This window comes from Bacillus sp. FSL P4-0334, assembly GCF_038004825.1.
In the GTDB taxonomy this organism is placed as follows: domain Bacteria; phylum Bacillota; class Bacilli; order Bacillales; family Bacillaceae; genus Bacillus; species Bacillus velezensis.
Genome location: NZ_JBBORX010000001.1, coordinates 1,270,233 through 1,290,386, shown reverse-complemented (window position 1 = coordinate 1,290,386; position 20,154 = coordinate 1,270,233). Strand labels below are relative to the sequence as shown.

Genomic DNA, 20,154 nt, shown 5'->3' with positions numbered 1-20,154 from the left:
TAGAGGAGGAATGTTATGAAAGATATGGTCAGAGAGCGCCTTGAAAAAGAGGAACTGGCTTCACTTTTACAAGATTGGGTCGAGCATTACCGACCGTTTTCCGTCAATGGAAAAAGCGCAAATTATATACCCGCCCTCGGAGAAATCAACGACTCTCAGCTGGGCATTTGCATATTAGAGCCGGATGGCTCAATGATTCATGCCGGTGAATGGAATGTCCCGTTCACATTGCAGAGCATCTCAAAAGTCATCAGCTTTATTGCCGCCTGCATGAACAGAGGCATTTCTTACGTGCTGGATCGTGTGGACGTGGAACCGACGGGTGATGCGTTTAATTCTATCATCCGGCTTGAAATCCATAAACCCGGGAAGCCCTTCAACCCGATGATCAATGCCGGCGCCATTACCGTCGCCTCGCTGCTTCCGGGTGAAACGGCGCATGATAAATTAGAATATCTCTTTTCCGTTTTTGAAAAATTAATAGGAAAACGCCCACACATTCACGAGGAGGTCTTCCGTTCTGAATGGCAGACCGCGCATCGGAACCGAGCGCTCGCCTACTATTTAAAAGAAACGAACTTTCTCGAGGCGGATGTGGAAGAAACGCTTGAAGTGTATTTAAAGCAGTGCGCCATGGAGGGTACAACCGAGGACATCGCTTTAATCGGATTGATACTTGCGCATGACGGATACCATCCGATCCGACGGGAACAGGTCATTCCGAAAGATGTCGCGAAACTCGCCAAAGCCCTGATGCTGACGTGCGGAATGTACAATGCGTCAGGCAAATATGCGGCTTTCGTCGGCGTCCCGGCCAAAAGCGGGGTATCCGGCGGCATTATGGCATTGGTTCCCCCAAGCGCCAGAAGAGAACAGCCTTTTCATAACGGCTGCGGCATCGGCATTTACGGTCCGGCCATTGATGAATACGGCAACAGCCTGACCGGCGGCATGCTGCTGAAACATATCGCACAGGAGTGGGAGCTCAGTATTTTTTAATCAAACGAACCAAGAGGTGATTGGATGCAGGAATTCCTTGAAAATGTAATCGGCTCGGCAAATGATTTTTTATGGTCAAAACTGTTAATCGTACTGCTTCTTTCTCTGGGACTGTTTTTTACGTTCAGATCAAAGGGTCTGCAAGTCCGCATGCTGAAGGAAATGATCCGGGTTTTGAAGGAAGGCGCGGCCGCCCGGACAAAAAACAGCATTTCCCCGTTTCAGGCATTTTGCATCAGTATGGCGGCGCGTGTCGGAACCGGGAATATTACCGGAATCGCCATTGCGATCTCACTCGGCGGTCCGGGCGCTATTTTCTGGATGTGGATTATCGCAGTCATCGGTTCGGCTTCAAGCTTTGTTGAAAGCACGCTGGCCCAAATTTATAAAGTAAAAGATCAAAACGGATTCCGCGGGGGCCCGGCCTATTACATGGAAAAGGGCCTGAAGAAACGCTGGATGGGCGCGCTGTTCGCCGTATTAATCACACTGTCATTCGGGGTTGTTTTTAATTCCGTTCAATCCAATACGATCAGCGTCGCCTTTCAAAACGCATTCGGCACCAGCCGGCTTACATTGGGCATTATTTTAATCGTGGTTTTCGGCGGCGTAATCTTCGGCGGCGTCAAACGAATTGCGAAAATGGCGGAATACATCGTAGTCGTCTTGGCCGTTTTATATATCGGTGTCGCTTTCTTTGTCATTCTGACGAACATCACCCAATTGCCCGGCGTTCTGTCGCTAATCGTAAAAAATGCGTTCGGCATTGATCAGGCAGCGGGCGGCGCTTTAGGTGCGGCCTTGATGCAAGGTGTAAGACGCGGGATTTTCTCAAATGAAGCGGGTATGGGAAGCGCTCCGAACGCGGCGGCGACAGCTACAACGAGCCACCCGGTGAAACAGGGGCTCATTCAGGCATTCGGCGTCCTGACGGATACGCTCGTCATTTGTACAAGCACGGCGCTTATCATTTTATTTTCAGACGCGTATCACCAGCCGGGACTGAGCGGCATCGCGCTTTCTCAGGCCGCCTTGAGCGATCATGTCGGCGCATGGGCGTCAGGTTTCCTTGCCGTCTTAATGCTTTTGTTCGGCTTCAGCGCTCTGATGGGCAACTATTATTACGGAGAAACCAATATCGGATTTTTAAGCCAGAACAAAAAATGGCTGTTCATTTACCGCATCTGCGTGCTCGGAATGGTACTGTTCGGCTGTATTTCCAAAGTCCAGCTTGTGTGGGATATGGCTGACTTGTTCATGGGCTTAATGGTGGTCGTGAACTTAATCGCGATTTTCCTTCTGTCGAAAAAAGCGTTTGCCGCTTTGAGCGATTATGCCCGGCAAAAGAAAGCCGGAAAGGACCCCGTCTTTTACAGAGATGTGCTCCCTGATGATGACGGGATCGACTGCTGGGAGTATTCAGACATCGCGAAAAGTGCGAAAGGCAAACACATTTCCTAAACAAAAGGTGTTCGGGCAGCGTCCTGAACACCTTTTTTCTGCCGGTTCATTGACAAAGAGAATAGCATCCATTACCCTTTTTATATATTTTCAGTAAAGTCAGAAAGGAGGGCCTATGAATCCCATTACACAAATATTAAATGAATACCCGGTTATGATCATAGACGGCGCGATGGCAACCGAGCTTGAGCGGATGGGCTGTGATTTACATGACGATCTGTGGTCGGCCAAAATTCTTTTGGAGAGGCCAGAACTGATCAAACAGGTGCATGCAGAATATTTTGCCGCCGGCGCTGATTGCGCGATCACCGCCAGTTATCAATCGACAATTGAAGGATTTGCAGCGCGCGGCATCCCGGAAACCGATGCGATACGTCTCATTCAGACATCTGTTGAACTTGCCGCACAAGCACGCGATGAATTTTGGGCGCATGAAGAAAACCGTTTACACCGGCCCAAACCTTTGGTCGCCGCTTCTATCGGACCTTACGGCGCGAGCCTCGCTGACGGCTCAGAATATCGCGGGCATTACGGACTGACGGAGGATGAGCTGATCAGCTTTCACCGCCCCCGGATGAAAGCCCTCATAGAATCCGGCGCCGATCTTTTGGCCTGTGAAACCATTCCGTGTCTGTCAGAAGCAAAAGCGATCACAAGGCTGCTGGAGGAATTCCCCGGCACTTATGCATGGATCAGCTTCAGCGCCAAAGACGGACGGCATATCAGCGAAGGCACGCCTATTTCCGAATGTGCGGCCCTGCTCGACTCCTGCAGCCAAATCGCAGCGATCGGCATCAACTGCACACCGATTGAACATATTCCGCCGCTGATAGAAGAAATCAAACGGGCAGCATCCAAACCGATTATCGCCTATCCGAACTCCGGCGAACAATATGACCCAGTGACAAAAACCTGGAAAGGCGCAGCGTGCGAAAACCATTTCGGAAAAAGCGCGCAAAGCTGGTACGAAAACGGCGTGAGCCTGATCGGCGGCTGCTGCCGGACGAAACCCGCGGACATTCAGGCCATTGCCGATTGGGCCAAGACCTTAAAAACAACTTGACTAATCGGAATAGTTTGTATATTCTATTCAAAAAGCCGGTTCGCCGGAATCTCGTGCCGTTCGCCGGCATGAGATTTTTTATTAGGACGGCCCTCGCAGAAAGTTGGAAAACAATGAACAACAAGAACGAGACGAATTTTCAGAGAAGTATGAAAAGCAGACACCTCTTTATGCTATCACTTGGAGGTGTGATCGGAACAGGGCTGTTTTTAAGCTCTGGGTATACCATTCATCAGGCGGGTCCGGCGGGCACCATTTTCGCTTACCTTTTGGGCGCGGGCATCGTCTATCTTGTCATGCTTTGCCTTGGTGAACTGTCAGTGGCCATGCCGGTGACGGGCGCATTCCACACCTATGCGAAAACCTATATCGGGCCGGCGACGGGCTTTACGGTCGCATGGCTGTACTGGCTGACGTGGGCGGTGGCGCTGGGCTCTGAATTCACGGCGGCCGGGCTTTTCATGCAGCGTTGGTTCCCGCATACTTCAGTTTGGATGTGGAGTGCGGTATTCGCTCTTTTCATCTTTTTATTAAACGCCTTCTCCGTGAAATTTTTTGCTGAATCGGAGTTTTGGTTCTCAAGCATTAAAGTCTTAGCCATCTTACTGTTTATTTTATTGGGCGGAGCGGCGATGTTCGGCATCGTCCCGATGAAAAGCGGTGAGGCCGCACCTATGCTGTCGAACTTTACGGATGGCGGCAGCCTTTTTCCAAATGGCTTTTTCCCGATACTGATGACGATGCTTTCAGTAAACTTCGCTTTTTCAGGGACGGAATTGATCGGAATCGCCGCAGGGGAAAGCGCCGATCCGGAAAAAACCGTTCCGCGCGCCATTAAGACTACAGTCTGGCGGCTGGCGCTTTTCTTTATCGGAACGATTTTTGTGCTGTCAGGGATGATCTCCATCAAGGAAGCCGGTGTGATTGAAAGCCCGTTCGTCACGGTATTTGACAGAGTCGGCGTGCCTTATGCGGCCGATCTGATGAATTTCGTCATTTTAACGGCGCTTCTGTCTGCGGCCAATTCAGGGCTGTACGCGTCATCACGTATGCTGTGGTCCCTGTCTAAAGAAGGGGAGCTTCATCCCGCCTTTGCCAGGCTGACCTCTAAAGGCATTCCTTTTAACGCTCTGATCTTCAGTATGATCGGCGGCATTCTGTCGTTGTTGTCAAGCGTATTTGCAGCGGATACAGTCTATCTTGTTCTCGTCTCCGTCTCAGGATTTGCGGTAGTGGCTGTGTGGATGAGCATCGCCGCATCGCAATTTTTGTTCCGAAGACGGTTTCTTACAGAAGGGCACCAGCTTTCAGACTTGAAATACAGGACGCCGGGATATCCGGCCGTACCGATAGCGGCCTTTCTCCTGTGCCTCGCCTCCTGTATCGGCATCGCTTTTGATCCGAACCAGGCCATCGCCCTTTATTGCGGAATTGCATTTATGGCCGTTTGCTACACCGCTTATTACTTGAAAAACCGGAAAAGCAGAGCCCGCGTGCAAGCCGTAAAATCCCAATAACCAAAAAAAGAACCCTGCAGCGCAAGGGTTCTTTTTTCATTTATACTTCAACCACCCATCTGAACGAATCCCGCACCTTCCCGACTTGGATGCCGGCAATCGTTTCATAGAGCCTTTCTGACACTTCACCGATCAAACCGTTATTCAGTTCAATCGTTTCTCCATGAATGTGCAGCGCGCCGACCGGCGAGATGACGGCCGCGGTTCCCGTACCGAATACCTCTGACACCTCGCCTCTCATCGCAGCCTCATAGATGTCATCAATGGCGACCTGTTCTTCCCTGACGCGGATGCCCCAGCTTTTTAACAGCTCTATCACAGATGCGCGTGTGATGCCCCCGAGAATGCTTCCGTTTAACGCCGGCGTTACGGCCTCTCCGTTTATAATGAAAAAGATATTCATACTCCCTACCTCTTCGGCATATTTCTTTTCCACCCCATCGAGCCAAAGCACCTGATCATACCCCAGTTCTTCGGCTTTCCGCTGAGCCTGTAAGCTGGCCGCATAATTTCCGGACGTTTTGACCTCGCCCACTCCGCCGGTGACGGCACGCACATACTCATCCTCCACATAAATACGGATCGGTTTCAGCTGATCGCCGTAGTACGAACCGACAGGCGTCAGAACTACCATGAACTTGTAACGCTTTGACGGCCGGACGCCTAAAGAAGGCTCAGTCGCAATTACAAACGGACGGATATATAAAGAGGTTCCTTTTTCTATCGGTATCCATTCCTGCTCCAGCTCCACCAATTGTATCAATGCCTCCAGCGCCAGCTTCTCGTCAAGAGGCGGCATGCTCATCCGCCGTAACGATTTATTCAGCCGTTTTATATTTTGGTCAGGACGGAACATCAATACCCGGCCGTCTTCTGACCTGTAAGCCTTCAGCCCTTCAAATACGGCCTGCCCGTAATGGAAAACCGATGCGGAAGGATCCAGATGGACCGGTTCATAAGGGGTGATTCTCGGATCATGCCACCCTCTCTCCTCTTCGTAATCCATGACAAACATGTAATCTGTGAAGTACTTGCCAAACCCCAATGAAGCGGAGTCCGGTTTTTCTTTTCTTGCTGTGACCTTACGTCTTTCAATCAGTTGATTCAACAAAAGCACACCTTTCTTGTAATTGTTCAAATTTTCAGTCTTTTGTAAGCTGCCTGTTTTCTCTGCCTGAATCGTGTATGCACAGATATATGAGGATGCAGTTGACCGTATCATATCAAATATACCACTTATAAGAGGATAATTATCAAAATTTTTGATATTTTCAAGCGAAAATCTAACTTTATTTTATTCTGCTTGATTTTTTTCAATGAGGACTTTCTGTCATATTAAATGATTGCGCTTACATAATGTAAAGCAATCCTTTCTTTCGCACAGTCAATCATGTGACAAATTTATGGCGAATAGGAAGGTGGTTGCCGCCTGCTTCACGAATTACGTATGAAATGCGCAAGTAAAAGGGGGATTCGCTTGAAAAAATTTATCGCATTCCAGATTTTGATCGCTTTAGCCATCGGAGCATTGATCGGCCACTTCTTCCCGGATTTCGGGATGGCGCTGCGGCCCGTCGGGGACGGATTTATCCGCCTGATTAAAATGATTGTCGTGCCGATCGTGTTTTCGACCATTGTTATCGGAGCCGCCGGCAGCGGCAGTATGAAAAAGATGGGCAGTCTCGGCATCAAAACGATTATTTGGTTCGAAGTGATTACGACGCTTGTTCTGGCGCTCGGTCTGTTATTGGCGAACGTGCTGAAGCCGGGAGTCGGCCTTAACCTCTCTCATCTTGCTAAAAAAGATATTCACGAGCTTTCCGGTTATACGGAAAAAGTAGTCGACCTGAAACAAATGCTTCTTGATATTATCCCCGTTAACATCATTGACGTCATGGCGAAAAACGATCTTCTCGCCGTCATTTTTTTCGCGATTTTATTCGGTGTTGCCGCAGCCGGCATCGGCAAAGCCTCCGCACCTGTCATGAGTTTCTTCGAATCCACGGCAAATATTATGTTCAAGCTGACGCAAATGGTAATGGTCACCGCTCCGATCGGCGTTCTCGCCCTGATGGCCGCCTCTGTCGGGCAATTCGGAATCGCGCTTTTGCTTCCGATGCTGAAGCTGATCGGCACTGTGTTCCTCGGGCTGTTCCTGATACTCTTCGTTCTGTTTCCGATCGTGGGGCTTATCTTTAAAATCAAATACTTTGAAGTGCTGAAAATGATTTGGGATCTGTTTTTGATCGCTTTCTCCACGACAAGCACAGAAACCATTCTGCCTCAGCTGATGGATCGGATGGAGAAATACGGCTGTCCGAAGCGGGTCGTCTCCTTTGTGGTTCCGTCAGGTTTATCGCTGAACTGTGACGGCTCAAGCCTCTATTTATCGGTGTCCTGTATTTTTCTGGCGCAGGCGTTTCATGTGGAGATGCCGCTTTCTCAGCAGCTTCTGATGATGCTTGTGCTCGTCATGACAAGCAAAGGCATTGCCGCCGTCCCGTCAGGCTCACTCGTCGTGCTTCTGGCGACAGCGAATGCCGTCGGTCTCCCCGCGGAAGGCGTCGCCATCATTGCCGGTGTCGACCGCGTCATGGACATGGCGAGAACTGGCGTCAACGTGCCCGGCCATGCGGTCGCCTGCATCGTCGTGTCCAAGTGGGAAAAAGCATTCAAATATAAAGGACCCGTCACGGCAGACCAGACCGCCCGGACAGAAAGTATGTAAACACAAAAAAGACCACCTTATTGGTGGTCTTTTCTATTAATCAATCGCCGCATGATCCTCTTTTTCAATCAAAGCAAGGCGTTCATTGATTTCTTCCTGAGTCATTTCGTGCTCTTTCACATACATGTTGCGTTCGTTCGTACGGCATTCGTGACTGCAGCTGCGCATGTATTTGTATTCATTCTCAGGTGTGCAGATCATTTTTTTATTACATGCCGGATTTGCGCAGTTCACATAACGCTCGCACGGCTCGCCCGTGAAATAGTCTTTTCCGATGATAACGTGCTCTACGCGGTTGACCGGTACGCTGATTCTTTCGTCAAACACGTAGCACTGTCCGTCCCACAGTTGCCCTTTCACTTCAGGATCTTTACCGTAAGTGACAATACCGCCGTCAAGCTGGGACACGTCTTCAAAGCCCTTCTTCAGCAGCCAGCCGGAAAATTTTTCACAGCGTACGCCGCCTGTGCAGTACGTGAGGATTTTTTTGCCTTCAAGCATGTCTTTGTGCTCTTCAATCCAGTCCGGCAGCTCACGGAACGCCTCAATATCAGGTCTGACCGCTCCGCGGAAATGACCGAGGTCATACTCATAGTCGTTTCTGGCGTCGATCACGATCGTGTCAGGATCCTGCATTTGCTCATAAAAGTCTTTCGGTTTCAAATGCTTGCCCGTCGTGACATTCGGATCAACATCATCTTCGAGACGAAGCGTCACCAATTCTTTTTTATGGCGCACAAACATTTTGCGGAATGCATGTCCGTCAGCCTCGTCAATTTTGATCGGCATGTCGGCAAAGCGCGGATCAGCTTTCAGCGCATTCATGTATTGTTCCGTCTGTTCAACCGTTCCGGACACCGTACCGTTAATGCCTTCCTCAGAAATCAAAATACGGCCTAACAGACCGAGCTCCTTACAAAACTTCAAATGCTCAGCCGTGAACTCCTCAGGCTCATCAATCTTTACATATTTATAATAAAGTAAAACTCTATATTGTTTTTCCATGATTTATACACCCTGTTCAATTATATTAATGATTGCACACTCTACTATATCATACAGGAAAACGGGCGAAAGATGAACATTTCCGTCCGTACTCTTTCTTCCAGTCACGCTTCGCCTTTTAAAACCTGCTGAAAATAAAACCGATACGTGTTGCGCAAAAAGGTCTCAAGCGAAAGGCCGGCCGCGGTCTGATACTTGCCGATAATAAACGGAAAACGGTCACGGCCTTTTGCCCGCAAAAGATAGGCGCTGTCTTCAGCCAGTTCTGAGATGAGCGCCTCAACGACAGGCCGGCATGCGTCCCGCACGGCTTCAAGAATTTGCTGATCCCCTGTATGCTGGTACTGCTCTATCAGCTTTGCCAAATCCTTTCCTTCCATAATATTCACTTCCTTACACCATATAAAAAAGAGGAGCAGCTTTTATAAAGCGGACGCCTCCTCCTGTGACTCCGCATAACCGATGATCTGGCCGACCTGTAATTCACGGCCTTCAGTCAGGTTATCCGAAGGGGTAAACATATCTTTCTCGAATACTAAAATAACGGTCGATCCAAATGAAAAATAGCCCAGCTCTTCCCCCGTCTCAAGCCTGTTTCCGGTGTTTGTCTGAACGATCGAGTTAATATTCATCGCACCTACCGGAATCATGAGCATCTGCTGGTCAGCACGGGTCAGCTCGTACACATAACGGTAATTTTTTGAGAGCACATCTTTCCCGTACTTTAACCCCATCGTATTAACGGGATAGGAGCGTTTCCCCAGCTCGGCCAGCTTCTGATACGTGCAGCTGACGGGAGAATGGAAGCGGTGGTAATGTCTCGGGCTCAGGTAAAGCACGGCAAAACACCCGCCGTTATACTTGTGATCGGCGCTTTTAAACCCCGTCAGTTCGGCGAACGAATAATCCTTCCCTTTTACCATGAAAGTTTGATTGGGTTTAATCATGCCAACCGTCTGAACGACACCGTCCACCGGGCTGACGATGGCGTTCTTCTCTTTTGCCACGGGGCGGAGATTCAAATTAATATCACGAATGAAAAATGACGCCAGTGAATCAAAGTCAGAAGCCGTGCGCTCCGTTTCATTCCAGTTGATGCGATAGTGTTTGGAAAACAGCGGAATCATCGGCTTGCTCAGTTTCGATTCACAGAAGTTTTTAATGAGATAAGACGTCAATCGATTATTAGTCAGTTCAATCAATGAACGGTAAAGAACTTTAGCGGCAGTATTAAACATTGATTACTCCTATGAATTTTCCTATAGTAATAAAAATAAAACACCATAAAAACGCTCCGATGGCGGCGAAGCATAAGTAGGTTTTGAATTCCATTCTGCCGATTCCGGAAAAGTAGCAGGTCACGTGTCTGATGCCGGGGATGAAATAACCTAAAATAATGGTGTACGGCCCGTACTTCTTCATCCACCTGTCTACTTTCTCCATCCTCTTTTCCTTCAGGCCGACCCATTTCCCGAACTTATTAATAAACGGCCGGCCGGCTTTTCTGCCGATGAAGTAGCTGATAATCATCCCCAGGAGCGCTCCGATAAAGCTGATCAGAATGGAGAGCCCGTAATTCAGCACGTTTAAATGAGCGAAGTAGCCTACAAGCGTCATCATGACTTCATCCGGAATAGGCAATCCGATAATACCGAGTGTCAGCATAAGAAAAATCGCGATATATCCGTAATCGGATATTAATTGCTGAACTAATTCCATCTTCTGCTCTCCAGGTTTTCAGGCGCCTGTTTTTTAAAGTGCGGAAATTTAATGTTGCTGACCATTAAATAACCGAGCGCGATCGTTCCCGCCCCCAGAAGAAAAGCGTTATTGATAAAGCTCAAAATGACAAGACACATACCCGCAAACGGAATCGGCATCCCGATAAACGTCGGCAGCTTGCTTTGTTCAATATTAAATCTGGAAAGACGGATCATCCCGCAGATACTGTAGGAAAGCGCGATTAAAATTCCGATGAACGGAATCGTATATAGTGAAACACTGTAAGCGAGCATGGACGGCGCAACGCCGAACGTCACGAGATCAGCAAAAGAGTCAAGCTCCCTTCCCATCTCCGATACCGCGTTCAGCTTACGGGCGGCCAAACCATCAAAGAAATCAAGAAACATCCCGGTGAAAATAAAAATCACCGCAGAGTGTATATTATGATACAAAAGGGAATGAATCGATAAGAGCCCGCAAATAAAATTTCCAATTGTAATCATACTAGGTATATAATTCACAGTTTACACAAACCTCCAATTAAAACCATATCAAATCGGACTGCGTATGCATAAAGGCTCCATTTTACGGAAACATAAAATGAAATTCTTTCAATGCTATCATTCAAATTCTTTTATTATACAGCATTTGGTGTTATTTGAACAATCTAATCTGGTGATTTTTGTTTTTTCGCCGTTCATATTAAGGTAAGCAATCATGGATTCCTCTATTCCGGATTACCCTGCTTAAATATTCCATGCCGCGATCCGGATTGTCCGTTCTTGATGAATGAAAAGCCGTATGATGTATTGTTATTTCCTTCTCCGTGAAATGAGAACATTACATATAACGATTGCGGACATAAAAAGTTTCATGAATTAAAAAGCCGGCACAAAACGGCCTCATACATTATCTCACAACCCCGTTTTCCAGTATATAGTCTGCCAAACAAAAAAGGCGCCTTACCATTACGGTAAAAACGCCTTTTAAGATCATTTTATGTAATTGATAAATGACTGAGTGCTTCGGCCGCTCTTTCTCTGGCCTCTTCAACGGTCTCAGCTGCAGAAAGCGCAACCGCCATACGGCGTCCAACTTTCGTGACGGGTTTACCGAATACGCGGACCTGAGTGCTTTTTACCCCCAAAGCCTTCTCCAAACCTTCAACCGCGTAATCAGCAAGCTCTTTTGGCGCCTTCAGCGGACGGCTTGCCCCCGGCGACAGCTGAGTGATTTCCGGAATCGGGAATCCCAATACCGCGCGGACATGCAGCGCAAACTCTGACAAATTTTGCGTTACAAGCGTAACGAGCCCCGTATCATGCGGACGGGGGGACACCTCGCTGAAATATACTTTATCTTCAGTAAGGAAAAGCTCCACCCCGAACAAACCGTATCCGCCGAGCTCGTCCGTTATGCTTTTCGCAATGTGTTTCGCCTCTTTGATCTGCTGTTCCGTCATATGATGAGGCTGCCATGATTCAATATAGTCACCGTCTTTTTGTTCATGTCCGATCGGCGCGCAAAAGGACGTACCGTTCGCCGCGCGCACTGTCAGAAGAGTGATTTCTGATTCAAACGGAATGAATTCCTCAACGATGACCCGGCCGTTTTTCACCCGGCCGCCTTCCATCGCCATGTCCCAGCAGCTTTTCAGCCCGGAAGCCGAGCGGCACACGCTTTGCCCTTTTCCGGAAGAGCTCATCAGCGGTTTTACCACGCACGGAAAGCCGATTGTTTCCGCCGCTTCTTTAAATTCTTCATATGTATTCGCGAATTCATAGCCGGCAGTCGGAAGATGAAGCGTCTCTGCCGCAAGCCGTCTGATGCCTTCACGGTCCATCGTCAGCTTTGCCGCACGCGCATTCGGAATGACGTGAAAACCTTCTTCCTCAAGCTTCAGCAGCTCATCCGTCGCAATGGCTTCCACTTCCGGCACGATCAAGTCCGGTTTTTCTTTCTCAATGACTTCTCTGACCTGCGCTTTATCAAGCATATCAATCACATAGCTTTTGTGCGCGGCCTGCATGGCGGGAGCATGCTCATAGCTGTCAACGGCTACAGTGACAACCCCGAGCCGCTGCGCTTCAATGACGACTTCTTTCCCCAGCTCGCCTGATCCTAATAACAACATCTTCTTCGCCTGATACATGTCCTTTGGCCCCTCCCTTTCTATACCCCACTCATTATAACGGAAATATTCAAAAAATAAAGACAAGATAGATGACAAGCTCTATCCTGTCTTTTGCGCTGATTCGAGCGATTCAATCGCAGCTGACACGTCCTTCTCGCGATATTGCCCCATTAAGCATAACGATTCTTCCGCCCGGCAGGCGTGAGAAGCAATACAGCGCTTGGCTTCCTCATGGTTGTCAAGGATGCCGAGATCACAGAGACTGACGGGGAAACCGAGCCGGCGGTAAAACGGAAGCAGCTCTTCAATCTCAGGTCTCCGATTCTCAAGCGCGAGCTGCACCAATATGCCGTAAGCAACCTTCTGGCCATGCAGCACCTGATGTGTCTCCTGAAGAAAACTGAGTCCGTTGTGGACCGCATGCGCCCCTGCCATCCTGCACAAACGGCCGCCATACCCGCCGACCGTCCCCGCAAGCATAATGATCGTTTCCGCCGTATGGATGAACGGCACGGACAGCTCGCCTTTCTCCATGCTTCCGACGGCCGCTTCACTGTAACGCAATAACAGATTACGGATATATTCCGCCTGTCTCAGACCCGCCTGCGCCATCAGCGGCGCCGCCTCCGTATTTCTGATGACCGCCTCGGCCTCATACCATTTCGCCAGCGTATCACCGATCCCGCTTTTCATATATTCAATGGGAGAGGAAAGCAAAAACAGCGGATCAACAAGCGTCAAATAGCTTGAACGCTTATGATAATCAACTCTGATAAAATTGCCGCTCTCATCATATATGACACTCAACGGCGTACTTGCCGCACACGTCCCCGCAATGGAAGGAACCATCACAGCTTCAATATCAAGCCGGTCTGCCGCCGCTTTTGCCAAATCCAATATCGTGCCGCCTCCGATACCGATGATCACATCCGCGTCTTCCGCCTGCTCACAGACCTTACGCACCGCCTCAGGTGAACAGTATCCTTTATGCTGAATCACATCCCAGGAAGAACCGCCGCCGTAATCGGAGAACGCCTGATAGGATTTGATTCCGGTCACAATAACGGGTTTTCTGAATGTCTCCAGCAGCCCCGGAAGTTCTTTTGCGATTCCTTCCTTGCATATGTACTGATTCGGGCCGCTTCGGACGATATCTTCAGGCTTCATTCGAATCTCTCCTTTGGCTGGAATTTATATATATTTTCCCACTTGTCAGAAAATACATCAACCGGAGGTGCTTAGCGCTTCGCTTCTTCCGCCTCCAAAAACAGCTCATCAAGCCGCTCCAAAGCCTCTGCCTTTTCAAAACTGCTGAACCACAGATCATCATAAGAATCAAGGATGCGGTAATGGTGGGAAATCAAATGCTGCTGCAAGCGGAACTCGCCTTTTTTCTCGATGGCTTTCCACCACACCTTGCCGCCCATCGTCTTCCCCTTCGGCCTGTCAATTGTGCGGTGAGCAACCGTTTCAATGACCTCCAGCGGATCATCTCCTAATACGGATTGCAGTGTTTCACTTGATCTGAAAAGCGCGCAAACCGCCACAACATGCGGCCATTCCGCAAGCGCCCGCCCTTTCTCAATCTGCACCAGCGACTTTTTAGAAAGACCGATCACATCCGCCATTTTCTCCTGTGTGTAGCCTCTCTCCGACCGGATTTTCTTCAGCTGGACTGAGACAAGCTCAGTCATATAATCTTGATCCATCTCAACCTCCATATTTATCAATATAGCCATTTTACACCGCGGCACGCCTTTTTTATATCAGAACATTTTCAAACGAATCAAAAGAACCCTGGATTGGCTTATCATTGAAGCAATGTACCTTTCCGCATAATCCAGAATGATGCGGTGAAATACAAACGCACGCCCGAAGAGACAGGTGCTGGCTCCCTGGCGGTTGAGCTCCGGACAAAATAAAAAGCTGCCGCAGCTGCAGCAGCTAAAACTTTATAGACCGGAAGATCAGCATTATGAAGCGAATACAATCCATCTTGCACTATAATTGACACGTTTTTTCGAACCCTGATTGACCAATTTAAATCTGTATGAATCTCCTTTTTTCAACGAAGGTGTTTCAAAATAAGTCGTTCCATTTTTCTTTGCATTGGCGGTTTTGATTGTTTTCCAGGCACCTTTGCCGTTGACTTGCTTTTGGACGTATATTTTATACGTGCCCTTCCCTTTACTGTTGGATTTAAAAGTCACGGCTCTCAAGGTGTACTTTTTTGTCGTTTTAGTGAATTTAGGGTGATATGTATTGATCACATAGTTAGTGAAATACCCGCTTTTATAAGTATGAAGCCAGTCTTTAGCCTCTGCTTTTTGCGGAGAAGAAAAACCCATAAAACCAATTCCGCTGATTAAAAGAGTAAAAATAATGATGAGCGACTTAAAAATCTTTTTGCTTTTCATCGAGAAAATCCTTCCTTCCTGTAACTATTTACCCTATTTATGTTAATGACAATATAGCCAATCATAAATCCGTCCAACTAACCATTTTGACCGCAGGAGGAGATGTGAACAGCCCTTAAAATGACTATATGACTACTACTTATGATTCTTGTCATTTTTGATTAAGTGATAAAGTTACTTTAAACCGCTATTCATTTTGTTGTTTTTGTATCAATTGTCATAGCGAGGTCTTTTCCTATCAATGCCTCTCTTTCGGCGTTTGTTCTGCTGCCGTGATGGGGCTCTCCTTGGATAAACCCCTGCACCCATGACAAACTGTCATACGTTTGCCACCTATGAATGAACGCACAATACACATAATGGAGGGATTGCAATGGACGAAATGGTCCTGGAAACACAACAATGGCTGAATGAGACGTACAAAGGCAGACACGGGTACAACAAAGTGCCGGAAAACGGAAAAACGGGCTGGGATACCATTTACGGTCTGACACGGGCGCTTCAAATTGAGCTTGGTATTTCAGAACCTGCCGATAACTTCGGACCGACGACACAAAGATTGTTTAAGCCGTTGAAAAAGCAGGCTCCCGATTCTAAGCCGACAAACATGAATTACATTCTGCAGGGGGCGCTGTGGTGTAAAGGTTTTAACCCCGGCGGATTTTCAGGCGTTTTCTATGAAAATACCGAAAGGGCTGTAAAAGAGTTTCAAAAAGCGGCCGGGCTCACTAAGCAAGACGGCATCGTCACGGCACTCATTATGAAAGCCTTGCTGGATATGAGCGCTTTTCGATTAGTAGCGGGAGGCGACAAAAGAATCCGCCAAATCCAGCAGAACCTGAACCGGGATTACAATGACTACATCGGCTTGATGCCTTGTGACGGCTTATACGCCCGCGATACAAACAAGGCTCTCATTTATGCCCTGCAAAAAGAAGAAGGCATGAGCACAAGCGTCGCCAATGGATTTTTCGGAAACGGCACGACCGACTTATGCCCTACCTTGACTCCCGGCGATTCACGGACAGGCTTTGTTTTGATTGTCCAATACGCGCTTTACTGTAATGGGGAAGCGTTTGATCCCGGTGAATTCGACGGAAAATACGGCGTCGGAGTTGTATCGGCAGTGAAAGCTTTCCAAAAGTTTATGTGCCTGCCGCAGACTGGTTATGCGGACATGCCGACGATTAAGGCTTTATTATCAAGCTCAGGCGACACAACACGGGCTGCTTCAGCTTGTGACACCGCTGCCATTTTGACGGCAGATACGGCCAAAACTTTGCGTGAGAATGGCTATAAGATCGTGGGAAGATATCTGACCGGGAATGTGCGGACAAGCAGCGGACTGACATCGAAAGCGTTGACGTCAAAAGAACTTTCCACGATTTTCAATGCCGGCTTAAGCGTGTTTCCGATTTATCAGGACGGCGGCTATGAATCTTCTTATTTTGTAAAAGACCAAGGAACGAGAGATGCGTACAGCGCTGCATCAGCCGCCCGAAGATTAGGTTTTCCGTCAGGAACGACCATTTACTTTGCGGTCGATTTCGATGCGTATGATTATGAAGTCACGGATAAAATCATCCCTTACTTTCAAGAAATCAAGTCAGCTTTTATGAAAATGCAGGCGTTCTCAACTGCGCCGAAATATGAAATCGGGGTATACGGACCGAGAAACATTTGTATCCGGACGTCAGAAGCAGGTCTGACCAAATATAGCTTTACGGCTAACATGTCGACCGGATTCAGCGGCAACCTCGGATACCCGATGCCGAAAAACTGGGCTTTTGATCAATTTTATGAAGGAACGATCGGAAGCGGAGCGGGAAAAGTCGCCATTGACAAAGACGGATACTCCGGAAAAGACTCGGGTGTAAGCAGCGTCCATCCGCCTTCTGATCCTGTGTATGATGCAAGACTGCGCACACTGACGGATATTTTAACAACCATTCCTGCTTTAGAAAATATATCGAATCTTGCGAATGCCATGTTTGAATTCGACAAGACAGAAACCATTTATGCATCACCTGAAATGGATATTCTTTTATCTACTTCACTTTTGGCAACAGTGCCAAGCGAAGGTTCTCCCAACACAGTTACCATTACAAATGGCAAACCGGGAGCTTATATTACCGGTCTGATGGGGGATTCACAAGTCTCTTTTACAGCATCACAAATTGATTCCTATCAAAACCTGCTTAACAGTCTGAGCTTGTCAGTCCGCAACGGTTATTTAGAAGTGTATGTCAATCCGGCTGCGGGATCGCTGAATATTCAATTTAAAATTTATACACCTGATATTCCGGTCGGTGACAGTGCTACAACTGGACTAACAACTACCATTACATTTAAAATAAAACAAAAGAGCTTCAGGTTGCCGGATTCCGAAAAAGTGTACTCTCCGGATTGGGATTCTGTCGTGAATACCATGGCTATTGCAGGCGCAGGAATTATTGTTATTGTAGGGATCGGTGCTCTAGTCGTTTTAGCACCTGAATTAGGAGGAGCTGCAGCCTTGTTCAGCACGGTTTTATCACTATTTCTATAATTGAACAGGCAGCTCCTTGCTCCAGGAATGCTCAATGAGTATTCTTGGAGTTATTTCTAAAGGAGGATTCGCATGAAGATTGATATGCAGACATACAAGGAAACCGTTCAAAAAATAGAAACCGATTTGATTCCGCGAAGTCAAAATGACAAAGAACTGCTTACATACTTAATGAAACAAGATTCGCTCACACTGAATCAAATGAAAATGTGTTTCACTGAACCGCCCCTCACCTTCCAACATACTGTCAAAATCGTATGTACAGTCACATTCATCACGTTATATATCTTTTTTTTCAGCACTCATTTTAATGATTTAATTGAAATGGCTCTGCAGATGGTTTTCGGCCTGGCCGGCCTTGTTTGGGTTATTGCTGTATTTCCGTTTTCAAGAAAAATCCAAGTGTCTGACCGTTTCAGACAAAAATCTGAAAACACCCGTATCACCGGAATGATAGACTTTGTCCTCGAACAACGATACAAAGACATGATCAGTTAAAAACCCCTCTGCTTAAGGGGTTTTTTTATTATGCAATCCCTTCACCCCCCTTCAAAAAGGCTCTTCCCCTTTGGAAATAACCGGAACACCCAATTTCGTTTTCAATATAATGAGGTAGTGGATCTGCAAAGAAAGAAGGGCGACATGATGGGTATCATTAATGGAAAAATGTTCATTGACCGATTAAATCAGCTTGGAAATGAGATTTGGCTTGATGGTGAAAAGATCGAGGGACAGATTTCTGAACATCCCGCATTTAAGGGCCTTCTGGAAACGAAGCGCTCTCTTTATGATTTGCAAACGAAACCGGACATGAAAGATCAAATGACTTACAGTCTTCCCGGTAAAAAAGAACGGGCCGGGCTTTCATACCTGCAGCCGAAAACGAAAGAAGACGTAAAAAGAAGAAGAAACATGTTCGAACATTGGGCCAGACACACGCACGGAATGATGGGACGAAGCCCGGATTATATGAATACCGTGCTGATGAGCTTCGCCTCCTCTGCCGCGCTTTTGAAAGACCGCGATCATTGTTTTCCGGAACATGTTCAAGCGCTGTACGAACGCGCTGCTGCACAGGATCTTTCTTTTACGCACACGTTTATCACCCCTCAGGTGAATCGTTCACAAATGGGTGTAAACGTATCGCCGACACCTATCTCGGCAAAAGTCGTCGATAAAAATGAAAAAGGCCTCATCATACACGGCGCCCGGATTTTAGCCACACAAGGCGGCCTGACGGATGAAGTGCTCGTGGTTTCTCTGCCTAAAATGTATTTTGAATCGGATGAAGCGTTCGCTTTTTCAATCCCTTCCAATACAAAGGGAGTAAAATTCATCTGCAGGGAATCTTTCGTACTCGGAAAATCATCGTTTGATTATCCGCTCAGCTCAAGATATGAAGAAATGGATTCTATCGTTGTATTTGATCACGTTTTGGTCCCTTGGGAACGCGTATTTTTTTATAATAATTACGAGGCGGCTTTTGATTTTAATATGAAAAGCTCTTTTAACGCCTTCGCATTTCATCAAGTCATCACGAGACAAATTGTAAAGACGGAGTTTCTCCTGGGCCTCGCCCAAACGCTTGTCGAAGCGATAGATGTGGGCGAATATCAGCATATTCAGGCTAAGATGGCTGAAATCATCACCGGTCTGGAAACGATGAAAGCCCTTTTGGAAAAGTCGGAGAATGATGCGGAAACAGATGAATGGGGTTATATGCGTCCGAGTGTCACTCCGCTTCGTGTGGTCAGCGCGATTTTTCCCGACATCTACCCGCGCTTCACGGAAATCATTCAGCTGATCGGGGCAAGCGGAATGGTGACTTTGCCGACTGAAAAAGCGTTCCGTTCTGACATCAGAGGAGACCTTGACCAATATTTGCAGGCGGCCGAATTGAACGCTGAGGACCGGGTAAAAGTGTTCCGCCTCGCATGGGATTTGACCATGAGCCCCTTCGGAACAAGACAGACACAATATGAGCGGTACTTCTTCGGTGACCCCGTCCGCTTAACCAGCCATCTGTACAGAAGCTATCCGAAAGAAGAACAGACCGCGGTCATCAAGGAATTCCTGCACATTCATAAATAAAACAAAGCAGAGAGCGCATCTCTGCTTATGATAGCTGGATCGGCTGCCGCCGATCCTATTTTTTATTTTGGCTGATCACCACCATCGTAATATGCGATAACGCGAAAGAGACAAGCGTATACACAACGGCCCACCCGATAAACGAGAAATTCAATACGGTAAAGGTGCATATAAGGCAAACGGCCAAAGCGGCAGCCGGCATAATGAACGCGTTTTTAAACAGGTACGTTCCGGCGACTGACAAGATGATGATACAAAGCGGCAGAACACCGAACGCAAAATCCAATTCATCAATCAACAGATGCACTCCCTTCGCTTTTCTTAGTCCGGCCTAACACATCTTATGCCTGAGTACAAAATCGAGTACTTCAAATCTTTCGCGCTCCGGCTGATTTTCCCTCCGGTTATTTATTCAAAAAAATGAAAACTTTCCTTAAAGCGTTTACATTCACGTCAGACTATGATAATT

Annotated in this window: 19 protein-coding genes; 8 read left to right on the top strand and 11 right to left on the bottom strand. The window is 47.5% G+C overall.

The window, feature by feature from the left end:
* Positions 1 to 15 precede the first annotated feature (15 nt).
* The 4 genes from NSQ37_RS06700 (at position 16) to NSQ37_RS06685 (ending at position 5,040) form a co-directional block, all read left to right on the top strand.
* Entirely contained in the window at positions 16 to 999 is a 984-nt protein-coding gene (locus NSQ37_RS06700; RefSeq protein WP_007409011.1) for a glutaminase, read from the top strand.
* Between the two features lie 24 nt (positions 1,000 to 1,023).
* The gene (locus NSQ37_RS06695; RefSeq protein ID WP_025284172.1) at positions 1,024 to 2,460 is read left to right on the top strand and encodes an alanine/glycine:cation symporter family protein; all 1,437 of its coding nucleotides are present in this window, start codon (positions 1,024 to 1,026) and stop codon (positions 2,458 to 2,460) included.
* Positions 2,461 to 2,575: 115 nt separating this feature from the next.
* Positions 2,576 to 3,523, top strand: a complete 948-nt coding sequence (gene mmuM / locus NSQ37_RS06690) for a homocysteine S-methyltransferase (RefSeq protein WP_053104613.1) — start codon at positions 2,576 to 2,578, stop codon at positions 3,521 to 3,523.
* 113 nt (positions 3,524 to 3,636) lie between these two features.
* Positions 3,637 to 5,040 carry an amino acid permease gene (locus tag NSQ37_RS06685; RefSeq protein ID WP_161620106.1) on the top strand — a complete coding sequence of 468 codons (1,404 nt, stop codon included), beginning with the start codon at positions 3,637 to 3,639 and terminating at the stop codon, positions 5,038 to 5,040.
* 40 nt (positions 5,041 to 5,080) lie between these two features.
* On the opposite strand, the gene NSQ37_RS06680 is transcribed toward NSQ37_RS06685, so the two are convergent.
* Positions 5,081 to 6,148 (bottom strand): branched-chain amino acid aminotransferase, encoded by a 1,068-nt coding sequence (locus NSQ37_RS06680; RefSeq protein WP_341123432.1) that lies wholly within the window; start codon positions 6,146 to 6,148, stop codon positions 5,081 to 5,083.
* 369 nt (positions 6,149 to 6,517) lie between these two features.
* Between NSQ37_RS06680 and gltP the strand changes: the two genes are divergently transcribed.
* A complete protein-coding gene (gene gltP, locus NSQ37_RS06675) occupies positions 6,518 to 7,768 on the top strand; it encodes a glutamate-aspartate/proton symporter GltP (RefSeq protein ID WP_007409006.1) in 1,251 nt (416 codons plus the stop codon).
* Positions 7,769 to 7,804: 36 nt separating this feature from the next.
* Here the strand turns inward: gltP and trhO are convergent, their stop codons facing one another.
* The 9 genes from trhO to NSQ37_RS06630 all read right to left on the bottom strand — a co-directional run bounded on the left by trhO (position 7,805) and on the right by NSQ37_RS06630 (position 15,046).
* Complete coding sequence (gene trhO, locus NSQ37_RS06670; protein ID WP_052827005.1) at positions 7,805 to 8,773, bottom strand: oxygen-dependent tRNA uridine(34) hydroxylase TrhO; 969 nt, start codon at positions 8,771 to 8,773, stop codon at positions 7,805 to 7,807.
* A 104-nt stretch (positions 8,774 to 8,877) separates the two neighbouring features.
* Positions 8,878 to 9,153 carry a hypothetical protein gene (locus tag NSQ37_RS06665; protein WP_160222813.1) on the bottom strand — a complete coding sequence of 92 codons (276 nt, stop codon included), beginning with the start codon at positions 9,151 to 9,153 and terminating at the stop codon, positions 8,878 to 8,880.
* Between the two features lie 42 nt (positions 9,154 to 9,195).
* On the bottom strand, positions 9,196 to 10,011 hold the full coding sequence (locus NSQ37_RS06660) for a phosphatidylserine decarboxylase (protein WP_007409003.1): 816 nt from the start codon (positions 10,009 to 10,011) through the stop codon (positions 9,196 to 9,198).
* On the bottom strand, positions 10,004 to 10,492 hold the full coding sequence (locus tag NSQ37_RS06655) for a DedA family protein (protein ID WP_003156711.1): 489 nt from the start codon (positions 10,490 to 10,492) through the stop codon (positions 10,004 to 10,006). Before NSQ37_RS06655 ends, NSQ37_RS06660 begins: the two co-directional genes overlap by 8 nt.
* Complete coding sequence (pssA, locus tag NSQ37_RS06650) at positions 10,483 to 11,016, bottom strand: CDP-diacylglycerol--serine O-phosphatidyltransferase (RefSeq protein WP_007409002.1); 534 nt, start codon at positions 11,014 to 11,016, stop codon at positions 10,483 to 10,485. The genes NSQ37_RS06655 and pssA overlap by 10 nt, the downstream gene beginning before the upstream one ends.
* Positions 11,017 to 11,492: 476 nt before the next feature.
* A complete protein-coding gene (gene purT, locus NSQ37_RS06645) occupies positions 11,493 to 12,647 on the bottom strand; it encodes a phosphoribosylglycinamide formyltransferase 2 (protein WP_032870218.1) in 1,155 nt (384 codons plus the stop codon).
* 81 nt (positions 12,648 to 12,728) lie between these two features.
* Positions 12,729 to 13,796, bottom strand: a complete 1,068-nt coding sequence (locus NSQ37_RS06640; protein ID WP_025284167.1) for an iron-containing alcohol dehydrogenase family protein — start codon at positions 13,794 to 13,796, stop codon at positions 12,729 to 12,731.
* Positions 13,797 to 13,867: 71 nt separating this feature from the next.
* Positions 13,868 to 14,338, bottom strand: a complete 471-nt coding sequence (locus tag NSQ37_RS06635) for a helix-turn-helix transcriptional regulator (protein ID WP_003156718.1) — start codon at positions 14,336 to 14,338, stop codon at positions 13,868 to 13,870.
* A 264-nt stretch (positions 14,339 to 14,602) separates the two neighbouring features.
* Positions 14,603 to 15,046, bottom strand: a complete 444-nt coding sequence (locus tag NSQ37_RS06630; RefSeq protein WP_025284165.1) for a hypothetical protein — start codon at positions 15,044 to 15,046, stop codon at positions 14,603 to 14,605.
* Between the two features lie 373 nt (positions 15,047 to 15,419).
* On the opposite strand from NSQ37_RS06630, the gene NSQ37_RS06625 reads away from it, so the two are divergent.
* The 3 genes from NSQ37_RS06625 (at position 15,420) to hpaB (ending at position 19,685) form a co-directional block, all read left to right on the top strand.
* Positions 15,420 to 17,594 (top strand): glycoside hydrolase domain-containing protein, encoded by a 2,175-nt coding sequence (locus tag NSQ37_RS06625; protein WP_124692610.1) that lies wholly within the window; start codon positions 15,420 to 15,422, stop codon positions 17,592 to 17,594.
* A gap of 72 nt (positions 17,595 to 17,666) precedes the next feature.
* Complete coding sequence (locus tag NSQ37_RS06620; RefSeq protein WP_072588752.1) at positions 17,667 to 18,092, top strand: hypothetical protein; 426 nt, start codon at positions 17,667 to 17,669, stop codon at positions 18,090 to 18,092.
* A 147-nt stretch (positions 18,093 to 18,239) separates the two neighbouring features.
* The gene (gene hpaB / locus NSQ37_RS06615; protein WP_025284162.1) at positions 18,240 to 19,685 is read left to right on the top strand and encodes a 4-hydroxyphenylacetate 3-monooxygenase, oxygenase component; all 1,446 of its coding nucleotides are present in this window, start codon (positions 18,240 to 18,242) and stop codon (positions 19,683 to 19,685) included.
* A 55-nt stretch (positions 19,686 to 19,740) separates the two neighbouring features.
* Here the strand turns inward: hpaB and NSQ37_RS06610 are convergent, their stop codons facing one another.
* On the bottom strand, positions 19,741 to 19,983 hold the full coding sequence (locus tag NSQ37_RS06610; protein ID WP_007408994.1) for a DUF2651 family protein: 243 nt from the start codon (positions 19,981 to 19,983) through the stop codon (positions 19,741 to 19,743).
* Positions 19,984 to 20,154 lie beyond the last annotated feature (171 nt).